At 68.7% G+C, this 16,703-nt stretch carries 15 protein-coding genes; 5 read left to right on the plus strand and 10 right to left on the minus strand.

From position 1 onward, the window contains the following. Positions 1–9: 9 nt before the first annotated feature. The gene (locus ACFE87_RS12585; RefSeq protein ID WP_375459981.1) at positions 10–879 is read right to left on the minus strand and encodes a transglutaminase N-terminal domain-containing protein; all 870 of its coding nucleotides are present in this window, start codon (positions 877–879) and stop codon (positions 10–12) included. Between the two features lie 105 nt (positions 880–984). Between ACFE87_RS12585 and ACFE87_RS12590 the strand changes: the two genes are divergently transcribed. Both ACFE87_RS12590 and ACFE87_RS12595 read left to right on the plus strand, forming a co-directional pair. Beyond that, positions 985–2,439, plus strand: coding sequence for an SNF2-related protein (locus ACFE87_RS12590; protein WP_375459982.1), 1,455 nt, complete (start codon positions 985–987; stop codon positions 2,437–2,439). Positions 2,440–2,554: 115 nt separating this feature from the next. Beyond that, complete coding sequence (locus tag ACFE87_RS12595) at positions 2,555–4,249, plus strand: DEAD/DEAH box helicase (RefSeq protein WP_375459983.1); 1,695 nt, start codon at positions 2,555–2,557, stop codon at positions 4,247–4,249. A gap of 15 nt (positions 4,250–4,264) precedes the next feature. On the opposite strand, the gene ACFE87_RS12600 is transcribed toward ACFE87_RS12595, so the two are convergent. From ACFE87_RS12600 to ACFE87_RS12625, 6 genes are all read right to left on the minus strand, one after another. Continuing rightward, positions 4,265–4,486 carry a hypothetical protein gene (locus tag ACFE87_RS12600; protein ID WP_375459984.1) on the minus strand — a complete coding sequence of 74 codons (222 nt, stop codon included), beginning with the start codon at positions 4,484–4,486 and terminating at the stop codon, positions 4,265–4,267. A 3-nt stretch (positions 4,487–4,489) separates the two neighbouring features. After that, a complete protein-coding gene (locus ACFE87_RS12605) occupies positions 4,490–4,750 on the minus strand; it encodes a hypothetical protein (protein WP_375459985.1) in 261 nt (86 codons plus the stop codon). Between the two features lie 13 nt (positions 4,751–4,763). Continuing rightward, positions 4,764–4,991, minus strand: coding sequence for a hypothetical protein (locus tag ACFE87_RS12610; RefSeq protein WP_375459986.1), 228 nt, complete (start codon positions 4,989–4,991; stop codon positions 4,764–4,766). Between the two features lie 148 nt (positions 4,992–5,139). Next, positions 5,140–6,090 (minus strand): NAD(P)/FAD-dependent oxidoreductase, encoded by a 951-nt coding sequence (locus tag ACFE87_RS12615; protein ID WP_375459987.1) that lies wholly within the window; start codon positions 6,088–6,090, stop codon positions 5,140–5,142. A gap of 231 nt (positions 6,091–6,321) precedes the next feature. Further along, positions 6,322–7,287 carry a TIGR03885 family FMN-dependent LLM class oxidoreductase gene (locus ACFE87_RS12620; RefSeq protein WP_375459988.1) on the minus strand — a complete coding sequence of 322 codons (966 nt, stop codon included), beginning with the start codon at positions 7,285–7,287 and terminating at the stop codon, positions 6,322–6,324. Positions 7,288–7,505: 218 nt separating this feature from the next. Next, entirely contained in the window at positions 7,506–7,856 is a 351-nt protein-coding gene (locus ACFE87_RS12625; RefSeq protein ID WP_375459989.1) for a hypothetical protein, read from the minus strand. Between the two features lie 374 nt (positions 7,857–8,230). Here ACFE87_RS12625 and ACFE87_RS12630 point away from each other — a divergent pair, with 374 nt between their 5' ends. The 3 genes from ACFE87_RS12630 to ACFE87_RS12640 are packed head-to-tail and all read left to right on the plus strand — an operon-like array spanning position 8,231 to position 12,075. Continuing rightward, a complete protein-coding gene (locus ACFE87_RS12630) occupies positions 8,231–9,268 on the plus strand; it encodes a catalase family peroxidase (RefSeq protein WP_375459990.1) in 1,038 nt (345 codons plus the stop codon). Next, positions 9,265–9,609, plus strand: coding sequence for a plastocyanin/azurin family copper-binding protein (locus ACFE87_RS12635; RefSeq protein WP_375459991.1), 345 nt, complete (start codon positions 9,265–9,267; stop codon positions 9,607–9,609). Before ACFE87_RS12630 ends, ACFE87_RS12635 begins: the two co-directional genes overlap by 4 nt. 45 nt (positions 9,610–9,654) lie before the next feature. Continuing rightward, positions 9,655–12,075 (plus strand): putative bifunctional diguanylate cyclase/phosphodiesterase, encoded by a 2,421-nt coding sequence (locus tag ACFE87_RS12640; RefSeq protein ID WP_375459992.1) that lies wholly within the window; start codon positions 9,655–9,657, stop codon positions 12,073–12,075. Positions 12,076–12,381: 306 nt separating this feature from the next. Here ACFE87_RS12640 and ftsH read toward each other — a convergent pair whose 3' ends face one another. The 3 genes from ftsH to ybgF form a co-directional block, all read right to left on the minus strand. Then, entirely contained in the window at positions 12,382–14,301 is a 1,920-nt protein-coding gene (ftsH, locus tag ACFE87_RS12645) for an ATP-dependent zinc metalloprotease FtsH (protein ID WP_375459993.1), read from the minus strand. Positions 14,302–14,366: 65 nt separating this feature from the next. Beyond that, complete coding sequence (gene tilS / locus ACFE87_RS12650) at positions 14,367–15,395, minus strand: tRNA lysidine(34) synthetase TilS (RefSeq protein ID WP_375459994.1); 1,029 nt, start codon at positions 15,393–15,395, stop codon at positions 14,367–14,369. 62 nt (positions 15,396–15,457) lie between these two features. Further along, entirely contained in the window at positions 15,458–16,519 is a 1,062-nt protein-coding gene (gene ybgF / locus ACFE87_RS12655; RefSeq protein WP_375459995.1) for a tol-pal system protein YbgF, read from the minus strand. Positions 16,520–16,703: the final 184 nt, after the last annotated feature.

Genomic DNA, 16,703 nt, shown 5'->3' on the forward strand with positions numbered 1-16,703 from the left:
ATCCTTGGATCAGGCTCCCGAGACCTCCGCCACGACAACCTCGACCGACATCTCGGCCGGTCCGGAGCCGCCGCCGGAATAGCTGCCGATGACGGGCATGGCCTGCCGAAGATCGCGCGCCACCGCGACCGGAATGAGATTCGCGCTGCCGAGGCTCCGGTTTGTCGGGTCGAAGGTGATCCAGCCCGCGCCTGGCACGTAGATCTCGGCCCAGGCATGCGTGGAACCGGCGCCGGCCGACCCGACGCTCTCGAGATCGGGATTGTGGAGGTATCCGGACACGAGCCGGGCTCCGAATCCCAGACTGCGGGCCGCCTCCGCGAACAGCACCGCGAGGTCCCGGCACGATCCCCGGCTGCGGCCGAGCGTTTCGCCGGGCGATTGCGTGCCCTCGTCGTCGCGGATCTCGTAGGCCACCCGCGTCGCGACCCCGTTGCTCAGGTCCCTGAGGAGGGACAGGGTGTCGGTCGCCGGGCCGAGGACGAAGCCCTGCGCCCAGGCCCGGAGCCGGCCGTCCGGGTCCGCGTGAACCGGGAGCGCCAGCGCGCCGAGATCGGTCCAGTCCTCGTCCGAGTAGCGGAACGGGAATGAGAGGGCATCGGTCGCGATGTTGAAGATGGGCCACGCCTCCGCATCGAGGCGGAGCTCGGCGACGCTGTCGATCACGAGTTCGCCTGCCGGGCCGGAAAAGGTCGCCGTCGCGACGCTGTTGCCGAAGACGTCCTGCGCCCAGGTGACCCGCGCCTCGGGGCTGACGAGAAGCTCGTAGGAGACCAGCCGGAGGTCGCGGCTTTCGCGCGGCCGCAGCATGAGCCGGTGCGGGCCGAGCTGCACGCGCTCCGGATACCGGTAGGCCGTCCTGTGTCGGATCCTGATCATGAGCTATGCTGGACCTCTGATCGGAGCCAGGAATGCGGGTGACAGGTTGCAACGTCTGAGAGGCCGCATCGTCCCGGTGGCGGATACATCACCCGTGCCACGCCCATGACGGCGCGCGGCACTGCCGAGGTCACCACCTTCGTCCCCCGGCCGCATCAGCTCGCCGCGCGCGACGCGATCCTAGCCGCGCGCAGTGAGGATCGCGCGGGCTTCCTGCTGGGCGATCTCACCGGCCTCGGGAAGACGCTGTCGGTCTGGACGGCGCTCGCCGCGATGCCGGAACGGGAGATCCTGATCGTCTGCCCCAAGGGCGGCATGCCGCAATGGCGCCGCACCATCGCGCTGAGCGGTCTCGCGCCGAAGACCGTGACGCTGATCAATTACGAGCGCACGAAATCGCTCTTCGCGGCTCCGCCGGCCAGCACGAAGCGGTCCGCCCGGGCCAAGAACAACGAACTGGCGCGCCACGGCCGGCCCAAGCGGATCTGGCCCGTGGTCGTGTTCGACGAGAGCCACCGGCTCCGCAATCCTCACGCGCAGCAAAGCATGGCCTGCCGGCAGCTCGCGGACGGGGCCGCTTTCACGATCTACATGAGCGCGACCGCCGGCCAGTCGCCGCATGAACTGTCCTATCTCGGGCGGCTCCTCGGCGAGGCGGCGGGATGCCCGACCGAGACGCTGGCCGATTATCGGGTACTGATGAGGACGCTCGGCATCGGCCGTGCCAAGGGCCGCTGGACCAATTGGAGCTGGGAGCCGAACGGGCGCGACCGGAGCGTCATGTCGGACCTCCTCTACCGGGGCCCGAAAGCGATCGGCTTGCGCCGGCGCCCCAGCGACATCGCCGGCTGGCCCGAGGTGCAGCGCGAACTCGCCGCGACCGCTCTCGCGCCCGACGAGCGCCGCCTCTACGAGGCGACCTGGCGCGAGTTCCGGCACGAATTCGGCTTGCTCGGCGGTTCGACCCGGCGCGCCACCGGCTGGGCCGCCGATCTGCGCTTCCGGCAGAAGGCGAGCCTGCTCCGGATCGCGGGCACGGCCGCTTTCGCGGACGATCTCCTCTCGGCCGGCGAGCAGGTCGCGATCTCTGTCGCCTATCTCGAGACGGGCGCGCTCCTCTCGGAGACGCTGCGGGGTCGGCATTGGCGCGTGCGCGAGATCAACGGGGAGCGCAGCGCCGACGAGAACGAGGCGGCGCGCGTCGCCTTCCAAACCGGGGAATGCGACGCGGTCGTCTTCACCGTCACGGAATCGATCTCCCTCCATCGGGGCGAGATGTCGGGCGGCGACAAGCCGCGCTCGCTCGTCGTCCACGACATGCGCCACAGCGCGATCCAGCTCCAGCAGATCGAGGGGCGCTGCCACCGCGACGGCGAGCGCGCGGTGATCTATTATGCCTTCGCGGAGGAGACCGTGGAGGAGCGGATCGCCGCGACCGTGGTCGCCCGGATGGCCGCGATGGACGGCATGGCCGGCGACGACACCGCCATGGCGGATGCCATCGCGCAGGTCATCGCCGACAGCGTCGCACGCCGGGCCGAACTCGGCGAAGCCGCGTGACGGTCCGGACGGGCCGCGACAGGGTGGCTTCCTTACGCCAGCGTGGCATCGCGCTCCGTCCGAGATAGACCAGGGGCAATCCCCCTCCCCTCGACAATGGATCAGGCTGAACTCAGTGGCATTTCCTTCCAGCTCTCCGTCGCTCCTGCGAGCCTTGACAGAGCGCAACTACACCGACCCGACCCCGGTCCAGAGCGCGGTCCTGACCGCGGCCGCGGAGGAGCGCGACCTTCTCGTCTCAGCCCAGACCGGGTCCGGCAAGACGGTCGCCTACGGCCTCGCCCTCGCCGCGACCCTGCTCGGCGAGGCGGACCGGCTCGAGCGGGCGGCCGAGCCGCTGACACTCGTCGTGGCACCGACGCGGGAACTGGCACTTCAGGTCGAGCGCGAGCTGTCCTGGCTCTACCGTTACGCCGGGGCGCGGGTGGTCTCCTGCGTCGGCGGGATGGATCCCCGCCGCGAGCAGCGCCAGCTCGTCGAGGGCGCCCATATCGTGGTCGGCACGCCGGGCCGGCTCCGCGACCATCTCGAGCGCGGGCGGCTCGACCTCTCCCTGCTGCGGGCCGTGGTGCTCGACGAGGCGGACGAGATGCTCGATCTCGGCTTCCGCGAGGACCTGGAATTCATCCTCCAGGCAACGCCCGCCGAGCGGCGCACGCTCCTCTTCTCCGCCACGCTCCCTCGCCCGATCATCGCCCTCGCCCGGAGCTTCCAGCGCGACGCGGTCCGGGTCGAGGTGGCCCGTACCGAAGGTGGTCACGCCGACATCGAATACCGGGCGACCCGCGTGCTGCCGCGCGAGATCCCGCATGCGGTGGTGAACACCCTGCGGCTCATCGAATCGCCGACGGCCCTCGTCTTCTGCAACACCCGCGAGGCCGTGCGGCATTTGCAGGCTCTCCTCCTGGAACGCGGGTTCTCGGTCGTGGCCCTGTCCGGGGAGCTGAGCCAGAACGAGCGCAACCAGGCGCTCCAGGCCCTGCGCGACGGCCGCGCGCGGGTTTGCGTCGCGACCGACGTCGCGGCGCGAGGGATCGACCTGCCTGGGCTCGGCCTCGTCGTCCATGCCGACATGCCGCATGACGCCGAGGCGCTGCAGCACCGGAGCGGCCGCACGGGCCGCGCCGGCCGCAAGGGCGTGAGCGTCGTGCTGGTTCCCGCCTCGCGCCGCCGCCGGGCCGAGCAGATCATGGCGACGGCGGGCGTCGTGCCGGTCTGGGGCGGCCCGCCCTCGGCCGACGAGATCCGCAAGCTCGACCAGGAGCGCATGCTCCAGGATCCGCTCTTCACGGCCGAGCCGGGCGACGACGACGCCGCCATGGCCGAGGCGCTACTGGCCGAGCGTTCGCCGACCGAGATCGCGGCGGCCCTGGTACGGCTTTACCGCCAGCGTCTGCCCTCCCCGGAGGACGTGACCGATCCGGGCTTCGCCCCGCCGCGACGGGAGATGCGTCCGCCCGCGCCCCCGCGCGAGCGGGAACCGGGCGCGCCGGCCCATGCGGTCGAGGGCGGCGCCTGGTTCAGGGTCAATGTCGGCCGCAGCAGCAATGCCGATCCGAAATGGCTGCTTCCGATGCTCTGCCGCCGGGGCGGGGTCACACGGCAGGATATCGGGGCGATCCGCATCTTCGAGCGGGAGACCAAGGTCCAGATCCGGGACGAGGCCGCCCGGCACTTCGCCGGCTCCGTGCACGGGACGGCTATCGCCGGGATCCGCATCGAACCGGCCGGCCGACCCGACCATGTCCCGGTCCACAAGGGCCGGCCTATCACCCGGAACAAGCCTGCCAGGAAGGCGCCCCAGGCCTGAGTCGAATCCGGCCGGTCAGATCTCCCGAACGGAGATCTTCACGGCCGATCCGTTGAGCGTGCGGGTGAGCGCCTGAAGCTGCTCACGGGTCGTACCCGGCTTCAGCTCGACCACCAGCGTCTTGCCCTCGTAGGTGGTCATGTTGGCGCCAGTCGGCTGGAAGATCAGCATCGCGGGCTGCTGCCCGCCACCGACCGAGCGAAACTGGCCAGCGCCGAAATCGAAATTATCCACCATGGGTCAAGCATCACCTGTGCGGGCAGTATGGCTCCGCTTGAGATTGGACGCGTAGGTCGATTCTTTCCCGACCGCAGTGTCCGTATATCCGACTTGCCCGCCTTGAACGCCGCCCTCGTGCGACGTCTGATGCTCGGGGATGTGAGCGTCGGGTCCTGCCTCGCGCTTCATCTCGAGCGCCTTCTCGGCATTCACCTGTAGCTGGCTCTTGCCGGCGTCGCCGGAGCCGAGCGGGTCTTCCGCCTTGTCGATGATCTCGGACATCGTCTGCCCCCTTTCAGCCGTGGCCACGATTCTGGTGGTGATTGTCGACGCCCTTGTTGGCCTGTCCCTGACCCTGGGCCTTCGGCGCCCCGCCTGCGCCGTCGCCGCCGCCATTCTGCCGGCCCTTGCCGTCATGGCGCTCGTCAATGCCAGCATGGTCCTGGGATGCCTGCGCCCCATCCTCGACGGGAACGTGGCCCTTCTGCTTCTCGCTGCGGTTGTTGTGGTTTCGGGTAACCATGGGAACCTCGATCAGCTGGTGTCTCGTCCTGTGCTCGAAAGCCGCGAACGACCGCGTCGTTCCAGATCCTCACAGGATGCACGGCAAACCGTGCCGATGCCGCGGGTTCCTGATCGGTGTCGCAGCGAACCGAGCGGCCGGCAAACAGTCAGGCGGCGCCGGGTTCCTGCTCGGTCGGCAATTCGCAGCGGTTATGGATGCTGGTCGCCGCGATGGCGGCCTGGCCCATGGCGACCACGATCTGATCGAGCCCGCGCACCACCCCTCCGGCCGCGTAGAGGCCCGAGACGCTCGTCTCGCTATGCTCGTCCGTGATCAGCGCACCCGATTCGTCGAGGTCGGCTCCAAGCGCCACCGCGAGATCGGAACGCCGCTTCAGGCCGAGGGCGGAATAGACGACGTCGAAATGCTGCTCCACCCCGCCGATCCTCACGGCCGAGATCCGTTCATCCTCGACGTCGAGCGCCACGACGGGGTCGCGGACGACCTTGATGCCATGGTCGTCGAGCCGCCTTTGCTGGTCGGGATCGAGCTCCATGGGTTCGCCGAGCGTCATGAGCGTGACGTCCCGGGCATAGGTGCGGGCGACGAAGATGGCCTCGCCCATGCCATGGTGCCCGTGGCCGATCACGGCGATGCGCTTCTCGGCCGCCTCGTAGCCGTCGCAGATGGGGCAGTATCGGATGAGGCCGCGCTGGATGGCGTTCGGCAGGTCCGGCAGGTTCGGCTCGATATCGACCGACCCTGTCGCCAGGAGAACCCTGCGGGCCAGTATGAAGCGGCGCGATCCTGGCTCGAGCTCGAGCTCGACCGCAAAACCGTCCGGCCCCTTCTCGATCGACAAGACGGTCCCACCGAGCGGGGTCACGCCGTAGCGGGCGAGGTGATCGCGCTGCCGGCCCAGGATCTCAGGCCCACCGATCCCTTCGGCGAAGACCGGGATGTTGTGGCTGGTCGGGATCCACCCGGCGCGGCTGCAGCCGCTGTCGACGATGACGAAGTTGCGGTTGAAGCGCGCGAGATAGAGGGCGGCCGTGAGCCCCGCGGGCCCGCCCCCCACGATCACGCAATCGATCTGGTCTTCGCGAGGCGTGCTCACTGGTTCGCTAGCTTCACGAAAGCTGAGCCGCAACCATCGGACACTCGTCCGGCATTCCGGAAGTTCGACGCCACAATACTACCGTCCGGATCCAGGTTGACGTTATTGACGAGCGCCTTGGGTCAGGGCCCGACGGCGTCGCAGCGCAGCCATAGCACGAAGGGCGCCAGAATGGTCCTCTCCGTCGGGACGCGAAGGCGGCCGTCCGCGGCCAGACACTCCGCGCGTGGCTCAGGTCCTCCGGATTTGCGGCAGCACCTTCGCCCCGAAGGCCTCGATGAAGGTCGCCTGGTTCCGCCCGACCTGATGCAGTTGCAGTTCCTCGAAGCCCATCTCGACATACGTGTTGAGCCACGCCGCATGCTGGCCGGGATCGGACGAGATCAGAACGGACTCGCGCAGGTCCTCCGGCCTGACGAGGCGGGTCGCGGTGTCGAAATCCTCCGGAGAACGCAGCTCCCAATTCACGGAGCCCCCAAGGGCGTTGTAGCGCCATTGCTCGAAGGCTCCCTGCAGGGCCTCCTCGTCGCTCGGGGCCCAGTTCAGGGTGACCTGCAGGAAGAGCGGCTTGCCCTCCCCGCCTCCCCTCCGGAAGGCGTCCACAACGCGCCTGAGCTGGTCGGGCTTGGTGCTGACCGTGAGAAGCCCATCCGCCCAGCCTCCCACGAATTCGGCCGTCTCCTCGCTGACGGCGGCGCCGAGGAGCAGGGGAATGCGCTCGGGCAGGGTGTAGAGCTTGGCTCCGACCGCCGTGACGCGACCGCGATGCGTCACGGTCTCGCCACCGAACAGGGCCCGGATGATGTTCGCGCATTCCCGCAGGCGGGCATTTCGCTCCGCCTTTTCGGGCCAGGCCTGCCCGGTGATGTCCTCGTTCAGGCGCTGACCGCTGCCGAGCGCAAGCCAGAGGCGCCCGGGATACATCTCCGCCAAGGTGGCCGCCCCCTGGGCCACGATCGCCGGATGGTAGCGGTAGCCAGGAGCCGAGATCACGCCGAACGGGAGCGACGTCGCCTGGAGCGCTGCCCCGAGCCACGACCACGCATAGCCCGAGTGGCCCTGCGCCGGCCCCCAGGGTTTGAAATGGTCGGACGACATCGCCGCATCGAACCCTGCGGCCTCCGCCATCTGCACGAACCGGAGCAGGTCCGAGGGCAGGAATTGTTCGTGGGATGCGTGGAAGCCGATACGAAGCATGAGGAGCCGACCTTGACGAAGCCCGAACCGAGCGCCGGCCCGTGAGTTCCGGTCGGTTCCATACGGGAGGCCGGCAGGAAGGCTGGCGTCTTTTCACCCGCCCTGGCCCGGTCTTCCCGGGTGCCAGCATCCCTGCCTAAGCCTGAGGGGTCGCGGCCGCCAATGGGGGCGGCGCAGGGTCGCGCGCAAGCATGACCCGGTTGGCGTCGTCCCGAGCCTCAGTGCTCCGGATTGTGCGGGCCTTCGGTAGCAAGGCCGTCGAGCGCGGCCTCGTCCCGGACCGGAACAGGCCGGGCCGCCAGGAACGGGCCGAGCGAAGCTCGATAGCGCCCGAGGGCGTTACCCAGCAGTCCGAGACCGGCCAGGCCTGGAGCGCTCTCGAAGGTCGCGATCGCATCACGGAGGCTCCCCTCGTCCGCGATCGCTCCCGTGGCCGCGATGGCCTCGGTCTGAATCCGCAGGCGACCGGCGACCTTGTCCGGGTCGAACCCTTTGCGGCGAGCCTCGTCGATCAGCCGATCCATCTCGGTCAGGCAGCCGGCGACGATATCCTCGGCAGACGCGGTCATCCCAGCTCCCCTGACCCCGCCGGCGGCGGGGTCCCTTCCGTCCCGAGGCGCCATGTTCCGCGCCGGAATGCAGCCTCAACCGGTAAGCGGTCGCGTCTCGGCGCGCCAGCATCGAAACCGCCAGCATGCAACGGCGGCCAGATCGTCACGGTTACCGCAGATCGAGATAAGCAGTCATGCCCCGGAACGCGGCATGTCCGACCACAAGGACCTCGCGGGCAGCTGCCCGGGCAAGAGCCGCTCTGCATTCGGTATGCAAAGCACATCTGTTTTGATCACGCAGATGTGCAGATGTCTCCGGGAGGGCATTAAGGTTCCTTGCAGGAGACGCGGGCAATGTGGCGCCTATCCGGCACTTTGCCCGAGCGAATCCCATGACCAAGCGACTGCAGCACCTTCTCTTTGCTTTGTCCTTCGCGGCGTCACCCCCGGTCGCCGCGGAACCCGCCTCATCGCCGGCTGGCGCGGGCGAGGTGGCGAAAGCTGCCGTGAGGGCTTTCGACAAGCTCTTCGGCGGACCGCATGCGGGACATCGGGCGGTGCACGCCAAGGGTGTGCTGACGGAGGGCGACTTCATCCCCTCGGAAGCGGCCGGATCGCTGAGCCGCGCCGACCATTTCCAGGCCTCGGTCCCGGTCGTGGTGCGATTCTCCGACTTCGCCGGCATCCCGGCCGTGGCGGACGGAGCCGGGGTCGCGAGCCCTCGCGGGATGGCCATCAAGTTCATGCTGAGGGACGGCGGCGAGACCGACATCGTCGCTCATTCCTACGACGGCTTTCCGGTCGCGACGGGGGAGGCCTTCGTCGGCTTCCTGCGCGGGCTGGCCGATCCCGATCCGGCGGTGCTCCGCACCTTCCTGGCAAGCCACCCGGCGGCGCAGACCTTCCTCGACGCCCCTAAACCGGCTCCGGCCAGCTACGCGACGGAGCGCTTCTTCGGCGTGAACGCGTTTCGCTTCACCAACATGGCGGGGGCGAGCCGTTTCGGCCGCTACCGCCTCGAGCCGGTGGCCGGCGCGGCTCATCTCACCGCCGAACAGGCTGCGGGCCGCTCTCCGGATTATCTCGCAGCCGAACTCCGGGAGCGTCTCGTCAACGGGCCGGCCGAGTTCCGCCTTCTCGTCCAGCTCGCCGCAGCCTCGGACGATGTCCTTGACGGTTCGAAGGCCTGGCCCGACGACCGCATGACGGTCGATGCCGGGGTGATCCGGCTGACGAGGCTCGTTCCCGACAGCGAGACAGCGCAGCGCAACCTGCTCTTCACGCCGCTCAGCCTCGTGGCGGGTATCGCGCCCTCCGGCGACCCGCTCCTCGTGGCCCGTAGCCGATCCTACCGCCCGTCCTTCGATCGGCGTCGGGACGATCAGGATCGCAAACCGGCGGCCGCGGCACCGAACGGGCCCGGCCAATGATCGCCTTGTCGCTCCGAGGCTGCGCCTTCGCGGCGGCCCTCGCCATCGTGGCCTATGCTCCCGCTTTGCTCTTTGCCGAAGGCGCGCCCGACAAAACCATCTCGCAGAAGGGGCGCGCCTTCGCGCCGGGCGAGGTCGCGGTCCAGCAGGGCGGGACGATCCGGTTCACGAACGACGATCCCTTCCTGCACCAGATCTTCGTCTCATCGGCGAAGTTCTCCTTCGATTCCAACGAGCAATCCTCGGGACAATCGATCGACGTGAAGTTTCCGACTGAAGGCGACTTTCAGGTGCTCTGCGGAATTCATCCCAAGATGTCGCTGAAAGTGCGGGTCAGATGAGCCGCCCCACATCGGGCCTCGTCGCCGCCCTGGACGGGTGAGCCCATGTCGATTCGCTACAAGGTCCTGATGGGCTGCCTCAGCCTGACCCTGCTCACGGTCATTCTCGGCGGCATCACGCGCGAGTCGCAAAGGGCGCTCGGCGACGTCGCTCTCCGGATCTACGATCAGGCGCTGATGGCGCTCAGCTATCTCAGGGCCTCGCAGAACGGCCTCGTCAACCTGCGGGCCACGATCCAGCAGCACGAGGCCGACGCGATCGCGGCGGGTTCCGCGGTCGGCAGCATCGACCACAGCAAGGCAATCGCGTCCGCTCTTCCTGCGATCCGCGACGACCTCGAGGTCGCCCGCACCCGCGCCATGTCGCCGTCGGGCGGCGAGGCGACGACGAAGCTCGCGGCCGAACTCGACGAGATGGGTCGGGGCACCGGGAAAGACACCCGCGCGGTTCTGGCCAAGCTGCAGCAATTCCAACTGGAATTCGACACCGCCGTCGAGATCTATGCCGGCGACGGGTTCCGCTATCGCCGCTCCGCCGTCCAGATGGTGGAGCAGACCCTCCGGAATGCCGCAATCGCGATCGCGGCCTCGGTCGTGGTGGCACTCCTGATTACGTTCTTCCTCAGCCGCTCGATCGTGCCGGCGCTGTGCGAGGCCGTGTCCCTGGCTCAGGCGATCGCCGCCGGGAAACTCGACAACCGGATCACGCCCCGCGGTGGGGGCGAACCCTCCCAGCTTCTGGGCGCTCTCGCCACGATGCAGCGAAGCATCTCCGACAACCTCGATCGGATCAAGGCGCTGATGGCCGACCAGACGGCCAGCCATGCGAACCAGATGGGCGAGCAGAATGCCCGTTTCGAGGCGGCGCTGAACAACATGTCCCAGGGCCTCTGCATGTTCGATGAGGAGCAGCGGCTCTCGATCTGCAATCATCGCTTCGTCGAGCTGTTCGGGGAGCCCGTGGCGGGCGTCGCGGCGTCATGCGTCCTCGGAGCCGGGGTCGCCGCACCGCTCAGCGCGACTGAACGCCTCTCCATCCACGACCTGCCGGACGGCCGCATCATCGCGGTGTCCAGCGAGCCCATGGCCGGCGGGGGTTGGGTCTCGACCTATGAAGACGTCACCGAGCGCCGTCGCGTCGAGGAACGCCTTTCCTACATGGCGCGGCACGATGCGCTGACCGGCCTGCCGAACCGAACCCTGTTCCGGGAGCATATGGAACTGCTCGGCCTCCGCAACGCTCGGCCGGCCGTCCTCTGCCTCGACATCGATCGCTTCAAGAACGTCAACGACACGCTCGGCCACCCGATCGGCGACGGCCTTCTGCGCGAGGTCGCCGAACGGCTTGGCGCCGCCGCAGGTCCGGACGACCTGCTGGTAAGGCTCGGGGGCGACGAATTCGCACTCGTCCGTGCCGATTATCACGGCCCCGAGGAGGTCGCGACGCTGGCCGCCGAAATCGTGGAATCCATGTCCCGGGTCTTCGAGATCGAGGGTCACCAGATCGTCGTCAGTGTCAGCGTCGGTGTGGCCCTGGGCGAAACCGCGACCCACGACGCCGACCGCCTCCTGAAGAGCGCCGACATGGCGCTCTACCGGGCCAAAGCCGAAGGCCGCAGCACCTTCCGCTTCTTCGAAGCCGACATGGATGCGCGGCTGCAGGCCCGCAGAAGCCTCGAGTTGGATCTCCGGGCAGCTCTCGGCCTCAACCAATTCGAGCTATTCTATCAGCCGTTGGTGCTGACCCAATCCGGCGAAATCGCCGGGTTCGAAGCGCTGCTGCGGTGGCGCCACCCGGAACGCGGCCTCGTACCGCCGCTGACGTTCATTCCGCTGGCCGAAGAGATGGGCATCATCGAGGAAATCGGCGCCTGGGTCATCGAGACCGCCTGCGCGGAGGCCATGAGCTGGGCGGATGACATCAAGGTTGCCGTGAATCTGTCGCCGATCCAGTTCCGCAATCGCTTCCTGGCTTCACAGGTCGCGGGGTGCCTCGCCCGGACAGGGCTGGCGCCGCACCGGCTCGAACTCGAGATCACGGAATCGGTGCTCCTCAACGACAGCGACTCCGTTCTGACCATCCTGAACGAGTTGAAGCTTCTGGGCGTCGGCATCTCCATGGACGACTTCGGCACCGGCTTTTCGTCCCTCAGCTACCTGCACAAGTTCCCCTTCGACAAGATCAAGATCGACCAATGCTTCGTCCGGGGCCTGTTCGAGAGCGATGGCCTCGCCATCGTCCGGGCGGTGATCGGCCTCGGCCGATCACTCAACCTGGAGGTCATTGCCGAGGGCGTCGAGACGGCCGAGCAGCTGCGCGCCCTTCGGGATGAAGGGTGCCTTCAGGCCCAGGGCTATCATTTCAGCAAGCCCGTGCCGGCCTCGGAAGCGAAGGACCTGTTGGCCGGACGACTGGCCGCGCAAAGCCCGCAGCAGACCTTCGTCGCCCTGAGCTCTGCGGCCTGAGCCGCGTTGCGGGGGGGTCGAGACCGCAGCCCTGCCGGCACAATGGCGCTCGGTCTCGAGCCGTGAAGACTGCCAACCTTGTGGTGGGCGCGCCCGGTGGCTGCGCCCACGATCGACGGAGTTTCCAGCGCAGCCGAAGACGGGCCGCTCAACGGGAGCCATCCCGGAATCTTGTCGGGCGGTGACGCGCAGCTCGCCAGCGAGCCGCCCGGCAGGCTAGCCCGCCGCACGTCCTTCGGGATCGGAACCAGCTCAACAAAAAAGCCCCTGGTTCACACCAGGGGCTCTTGATCCAAGAGGGCCCGATCAGGCCTGCGGCTGGGGCTCGAGCCCGCCCGGCGGCTCGCCCCGTGGCCGACCGCGGCCGGCCGACGGGACCGGCGACCCGCGAGGCGCGGGCGGCTCGCTGGAATCGCGGACCGGGGGCCGGCCCTCCATCAGGTCGCGAATCTCGGTGCCGGTCAGGGTCTCGTATTCGAGCAGGCCCTGCGCGATCGCTTCGAGATCGGCCTGCTTGTCCTGCAGGATCTTGCGGGCATCCGCCAGGCCGCCTTCGATCAGGCGACGGACCTCCGAATCGATTGTCTGGGAGGTCGCCTCCGACACGTTCTGGTGACGGCTGACCTGCATGCCGAGGAAGACCTCGTCGTTGTTCTCCCCGTAGGCGACCGTGCCCAGTTGCGGCGAGAACCCCCAGCGCGTCACCATCATCCGGGCAAGCCGCGTCGCCTGGTCGATGTCGGACTGAGCACCCGAGGTGACCTTCTCGGGACCAAAGGTCATCTCCTCGGCGATGCGGCCGCCCATCATGATGGCGAGACGCGAGGTCATCTGCTCGAACGACATCGACAGCTTGTCGCGCTCCGGCAGCTGCATGACCATGCCCAGCGCCCGGCCGCGCGGAATGATCGTCGCCTTGTGGACGGGATCGGTCGCCGGCACGCAGAGGGCGACGAGCGCATGTCCGGCCTCGTGATAGGCGGTCAGGCGCTTTTCGTCCTCGGTCATGACGAGGGTCCGGCGCTCGGCGCCCATCATCACCTTGTCCTTGGCATCCTCGAACTCGTTCATTGTCACGATGCGCTTGCCGCGGCGAGCCGCGAGCAGGGCCGATTCGTTGACGAGGTTCATGAGGTCGGCACCCGAGAAGCCGGGTGTGCCGCGCGCCACCGTGCGGAGGTCGACGTCGGGGGCGAGCGGGACCTTGCGGACGTGAACGCGCAGGATCTTCTCGCGGCCGACGACGTCCGGGTTCGGGACGACGATCTGGCGGTCGAAGCGGCCCGGACGCAGCAAAGCGGGATCGAGCACGTCCGGCCGGTTCGTGGCCGCTATGATGATGACGCCCTCGTTCGCCTCGAAGCCGTCCATCTCGACGAGGAGCTGGTTCAGGGTCTGCTCGCGCTCGTCGTTGCCGCCGCCGAGGCCGGCGCCGCGATGACGACCGACGGCATCGATCTCGTCGATGAAGATGATGCAGGGCGCGTTCTTCTTCGCCTGTTCGAACATGTCGCGGACGCGGCTCGCGCCGACGCCGACGAACATCTCGACGAAGTCGGAACCCGAGATCGTGAAGAAGGGCACGTTCGCCTCGCCGGCGACAGCGCGGGCGATCAGCGTCTTACCCGTACCGGGCGGGCCGACGAGCAGGCAGCCGCGCGGGATGCGGCCGCCGAGTCGCTGGAATTTCTGCGGGTCGCGCAGGAATTCGACGATCTCGGTCAGGTCATCCTTGGCTTCGTCGACGCCGGCGACATCCTCGAAGGTGACCCGGCCATGGGCCTCGGTCAGGAGCTTCGCCTTCGACTTGCCGAAGCCCATCGCCCGTCCCGCGCCGGATTGCATCTGGCGCGACAGGAAGACCCAGGCCCCGATGAAGACGATGATCGGCAGCCAATTCACCAGGAGCGCGATGAACCAGGGGGTGGAATCGGACGGCGGACGGGCCGTGATCTGCACGCCCTTGGCGGCGAGCTTCGAGATCAGGCTCGGGTCGAAGGGTGCATAGGTCGTGAAGGTGCGACCGTCGGAATAGGTGCCGGTAATCTCCTGCCCGGAAATCACGACCGCCGTGACCCGGCCGGTATCGGCGTCGCTGAGAAGCTGGCTGTAGGCGATGTCGCTTCCGCCGCCCCGCTGCCCCGGATTTTGGAACAGGGTGACCAGCGCCAGGACGAGCAGGAAGACGATCACCCAGAGGGCGAAGTTACGGAAATTCGGATTCATCGCGAGATGTCGATCCCAGCAGGCCCGCCGGCCCAGGAATTTCGGGGCAATCGGGTCATGTTAACTTAGGCACCCGTCTCCCCATTGCCAAGGGAATGCGGCGTCCCGGCAGCGGGCAGGGTTACCGGAGAGGCACGAGCGATCGAACGGGCCGTCTCGGGCAAGATGCGCAGGGTTCCCGTGCCGTCCAGCGCGACGATCCGACCCGCGAGCGTGCGCCGCGCCAACCGCCCGGCGCGTGCCGCCTCCAGCAGGCTCTCGCAGCAGCGTTCAAGGCGTTCGAGCCGGTTGGGAGCGGCGCCGCTATCGCGCAGCGCAAGGGCCAGAACCCGGAGCTTGATCTCGTCCGGCTCGTCCGCGAGTCGCGCGAAATCGAGAACGACCCCGTCCGGCACGCGATCGACGACGGTTCGCGAGAAGATCCTTCCGGCGAGAGCGTCCAGGGCGTCGTCGGCCCGCCGCAGGCGGCCCGCGAGCCGCGACAGGCGCTCGGCATCGAGGCCTTCGGATGCGAGCTCCGGCACCAGCGCACGCCAGCGCGTCCGGGCGAAGCGAGCCTCGTGATTCGAGGCATCGTCCGTGAAGCGCCATCCCCCGGCCCGGCAGGTCGCGACGAGCCTCGCTTTCGGGATCGCGAGCAGCGGTCGATGGTGGGCAAGTCCGCCGCGGTACGTCACCGCCCGCATCCCGCCAAGGCCGGACAGGCCCGAGCCGGCCGCCATCCGGATCAGCAAGGTTTCGGCCTGGTCGTCGAGCGTATGGGCGGTGACGAGGGCGGCCGCGCCGACCGCCGCCGCGCATTCGCCCAGGAGCCGGTAGCGCGCGCGCCGGGCGGCATCCTGCGAGACCGGATGGCGGCGAGCGCCGGTCCAGGCCAGGATCCGGTGTTCGAGCCCGAGCGAAGCAGCATCGCTGGCGACGGCTTCGGCCTCCGCCCTGCCTTCGACGCGGAGGCCGTGATCGACCGTGGCCGCGACGACCGGCGGCCGAGCGCTGGTCTGACGGGACCACGCCGCGAGGCCATGCAGGAGCGCCGTCGAATCCGGGCCTCCGGAGATGGCGGCGAGGATCGGGCCGGCGGTCAGGCCGGACATACTGCGAAAGGCGCCCTCGAAATCGGCGGGAGAGAGGGGAGCACCGCCGTCGCCGCGTCGCGTCACGTCGGGCAGCGGACCCGCTTCTGTTCGCGGTCGACGCCCTGTTTGACCGAGGCCGAGGCGCCCGGATGCTTGCGCTCGAGTTCCGCGAAGGTGGCGCAGGCCTGGTCCTTCGCGCCGAGAGCGGCCAGCGAGATGCCGAGCTTCAGCATCGCATCCGGCCCCTTGCCGGAGCGGGCATGCTCGGTCGAGACCTTGAGGAACTGCTCGGCCGCCTCGCGTGGCTTGCTGCGCTGCAGGTAGCTCTCGCCGAGCCAGAACATCGCGTCCGGGACCAGCCGGTCACGCGGGTGAGACTGGATGAAGCGCCGGAAGGACGCCTCCGACTGGTCGTATTGACGCTGCATCAGATAGGCGTAGGCAATGTCGTAATCCGCCTTCGGGTCGTCGCCGCTCGACGACGCGATCGTCGCGCCTCGCGGCGGAGCGCCGGGCGGCTCGGCCGCCGCGCTGCTGCTCCGGCCTCCTTGCGACGCGGCCGCGGCCCCGCCGCCGCGCGCTGCCGCGCCGAGATCGAGTGGTCGGGCAGCGCCCGGCCGATCCTCATCCTCGTCCAGGATGGACGAGATGCTGCCGCGGCTCGGCGTTCCGCCCGCGCGCTGCTCGCTCCCGCCGCGCCCCGTCTCGGCCTGAGCGGGTGCGGCCGAGGCCGAACCGAGCGTGCGCGGGGCGCCCGGCGATTCGGGGCTCTGCGCGGGATCGAAGGCGTCGCTGCGTCTTGACGGCCGCTCGGATTTGGCCGCGGGCGGCGCGGCGGAGGGCGAGGCTCCGGCCTTGCTCCCGCGCTCCTGAAAGCGGAACTCGACGTCCTCCTGGAACTTGCGGAGCTGATCCTTCAGCTGCCGGTTTTCGAATTGCAGCTGTTCCACCTGCCCCGAAAGCTGGCGCATCTGCCCTTCGACGCGGTTCAGGCGGACGATGAATTCGGAGCCGTCCTGGGCCCGGGCTCCAGGCGCGACAGCGAGGCACGCGACGAGCAGCACCGCCGCTCCACCGGTCCTCAGGACGATCCACAGGCTACGGGCCGCTCTGGCCCGCGCTGATTGTTTTGCCGAACCCATCACCCGCCTCGATATCCCACCGTCCGGGCGGCTCCCTGAACGCGGTCAGGCAGTCCGATCGGCCCCGAGACCCTTGTCCCGCATCATGTCATATCTGAGGAGGCCGTCCCGTGCGGCCCCTCCTCCGCCGTTGGACCGGCGAAGACGAGGAGCGCGGCTTGCGAACTCGTCACCCCGGTCAACC

Origin of the sequence: uncultured Enterovirga sp. (assembly GCF_964242715.1) — a bacterium.
Lineage (GTDB): Bacteria > Pseudomonadota > Alphaproteobacteria > Rhizobiales > Beijerinckiaceae > Enterovirga.

Coding starts and splice junctions, on each gene's coding strand:
- ACFE87_RS12585 (WP_375459981.1), bottom strand. CDS start 879: ATGATCAGGATCCGACACAGGACGGCCTACCGGTATCCGGAGCGCGTG.
- ACFE87_RS12590 (WP_375459982.1), top strand. CDS start 985: ATGACGGCGCGCGGCACTGCCGAGGTCACCACCTTCGTCCCCCGGCCG.
- ACFE87_RS12600 (WP_375459984.1), bottom strand. CDS start 4,486: ATGGTGGATAATTTCGATTTCGGCGCTGGCCAGTTTCGCTCGGTCGGT.
- ACFE87_RS12605 (WP_375459985.1), bottom strand. CDS start 4,750: ATGTCCGAGATCATCGACAAGGCGGAAGACCCGCTCGGCTCCGGCGAC.
- ACFE87_RS12610 (WP_375459986.1), bottom strand. CDS start 4,991: ATGGTTACCCGAAACCACAACAACCGCAGCGAGAAGCAGAAGGGCCAC.
- ACFE87_RS12620 (WP_375459988.1), bottom strand. CDS start 7,287: ATGCTTCGTATCGGCTTCCACGCATCCCACGAACAATTCCTGCCCTCG.
- ACFE87_RS12625 (WP_375459989.1), bottom strand. CDS start 7,856: ATGACCGCGTCTGCCGAGGATATCGTCGCCGGCTGCCTGACCGAGATG.
- ACFE87_RS12630 (WP_375459990.1), top strand. CDS start 8,231: ATGACCAAGCGACTGCAGCACCTTCTCTTTGCTTTGTCCTTCGCGGCG.
- ACFE87_RS12635 (WP_375459991.1), top strand. CDS start 9,265: ATGATCGCCTTGTCGCTCCGAGGCTGCGCCTTCGCGGCGGCCCTCGCC.
- ACFE87_RS12640 (WP_375459992.1), top strand. CDS start 9,655: ATGTCGATTCGCTACAAGGTCCTGATGGGCTGCCTCAGCCTGACCCTG.
- ftsH (WP_375459993.1), bottom strand. CDS start 14,301: ATGAATCCGAATTTCCGTAACTTCGCCCTCTGGGTGATCGTCTTCCTG.
- tilS (WP_375459994.1), bottom strand. CDS start 15,395: ATGTCCGGCCTGACCGCCGGCCCGATCCTCGCCGCCATCTCCGGAGGC.
- ybgF (WP_375459995.1), bottom strand. CDS start 16,519: ATGGGTTCGGCAAAACAATCAGCGCGGGCCAGAGCGGCCCGTAGCCTG.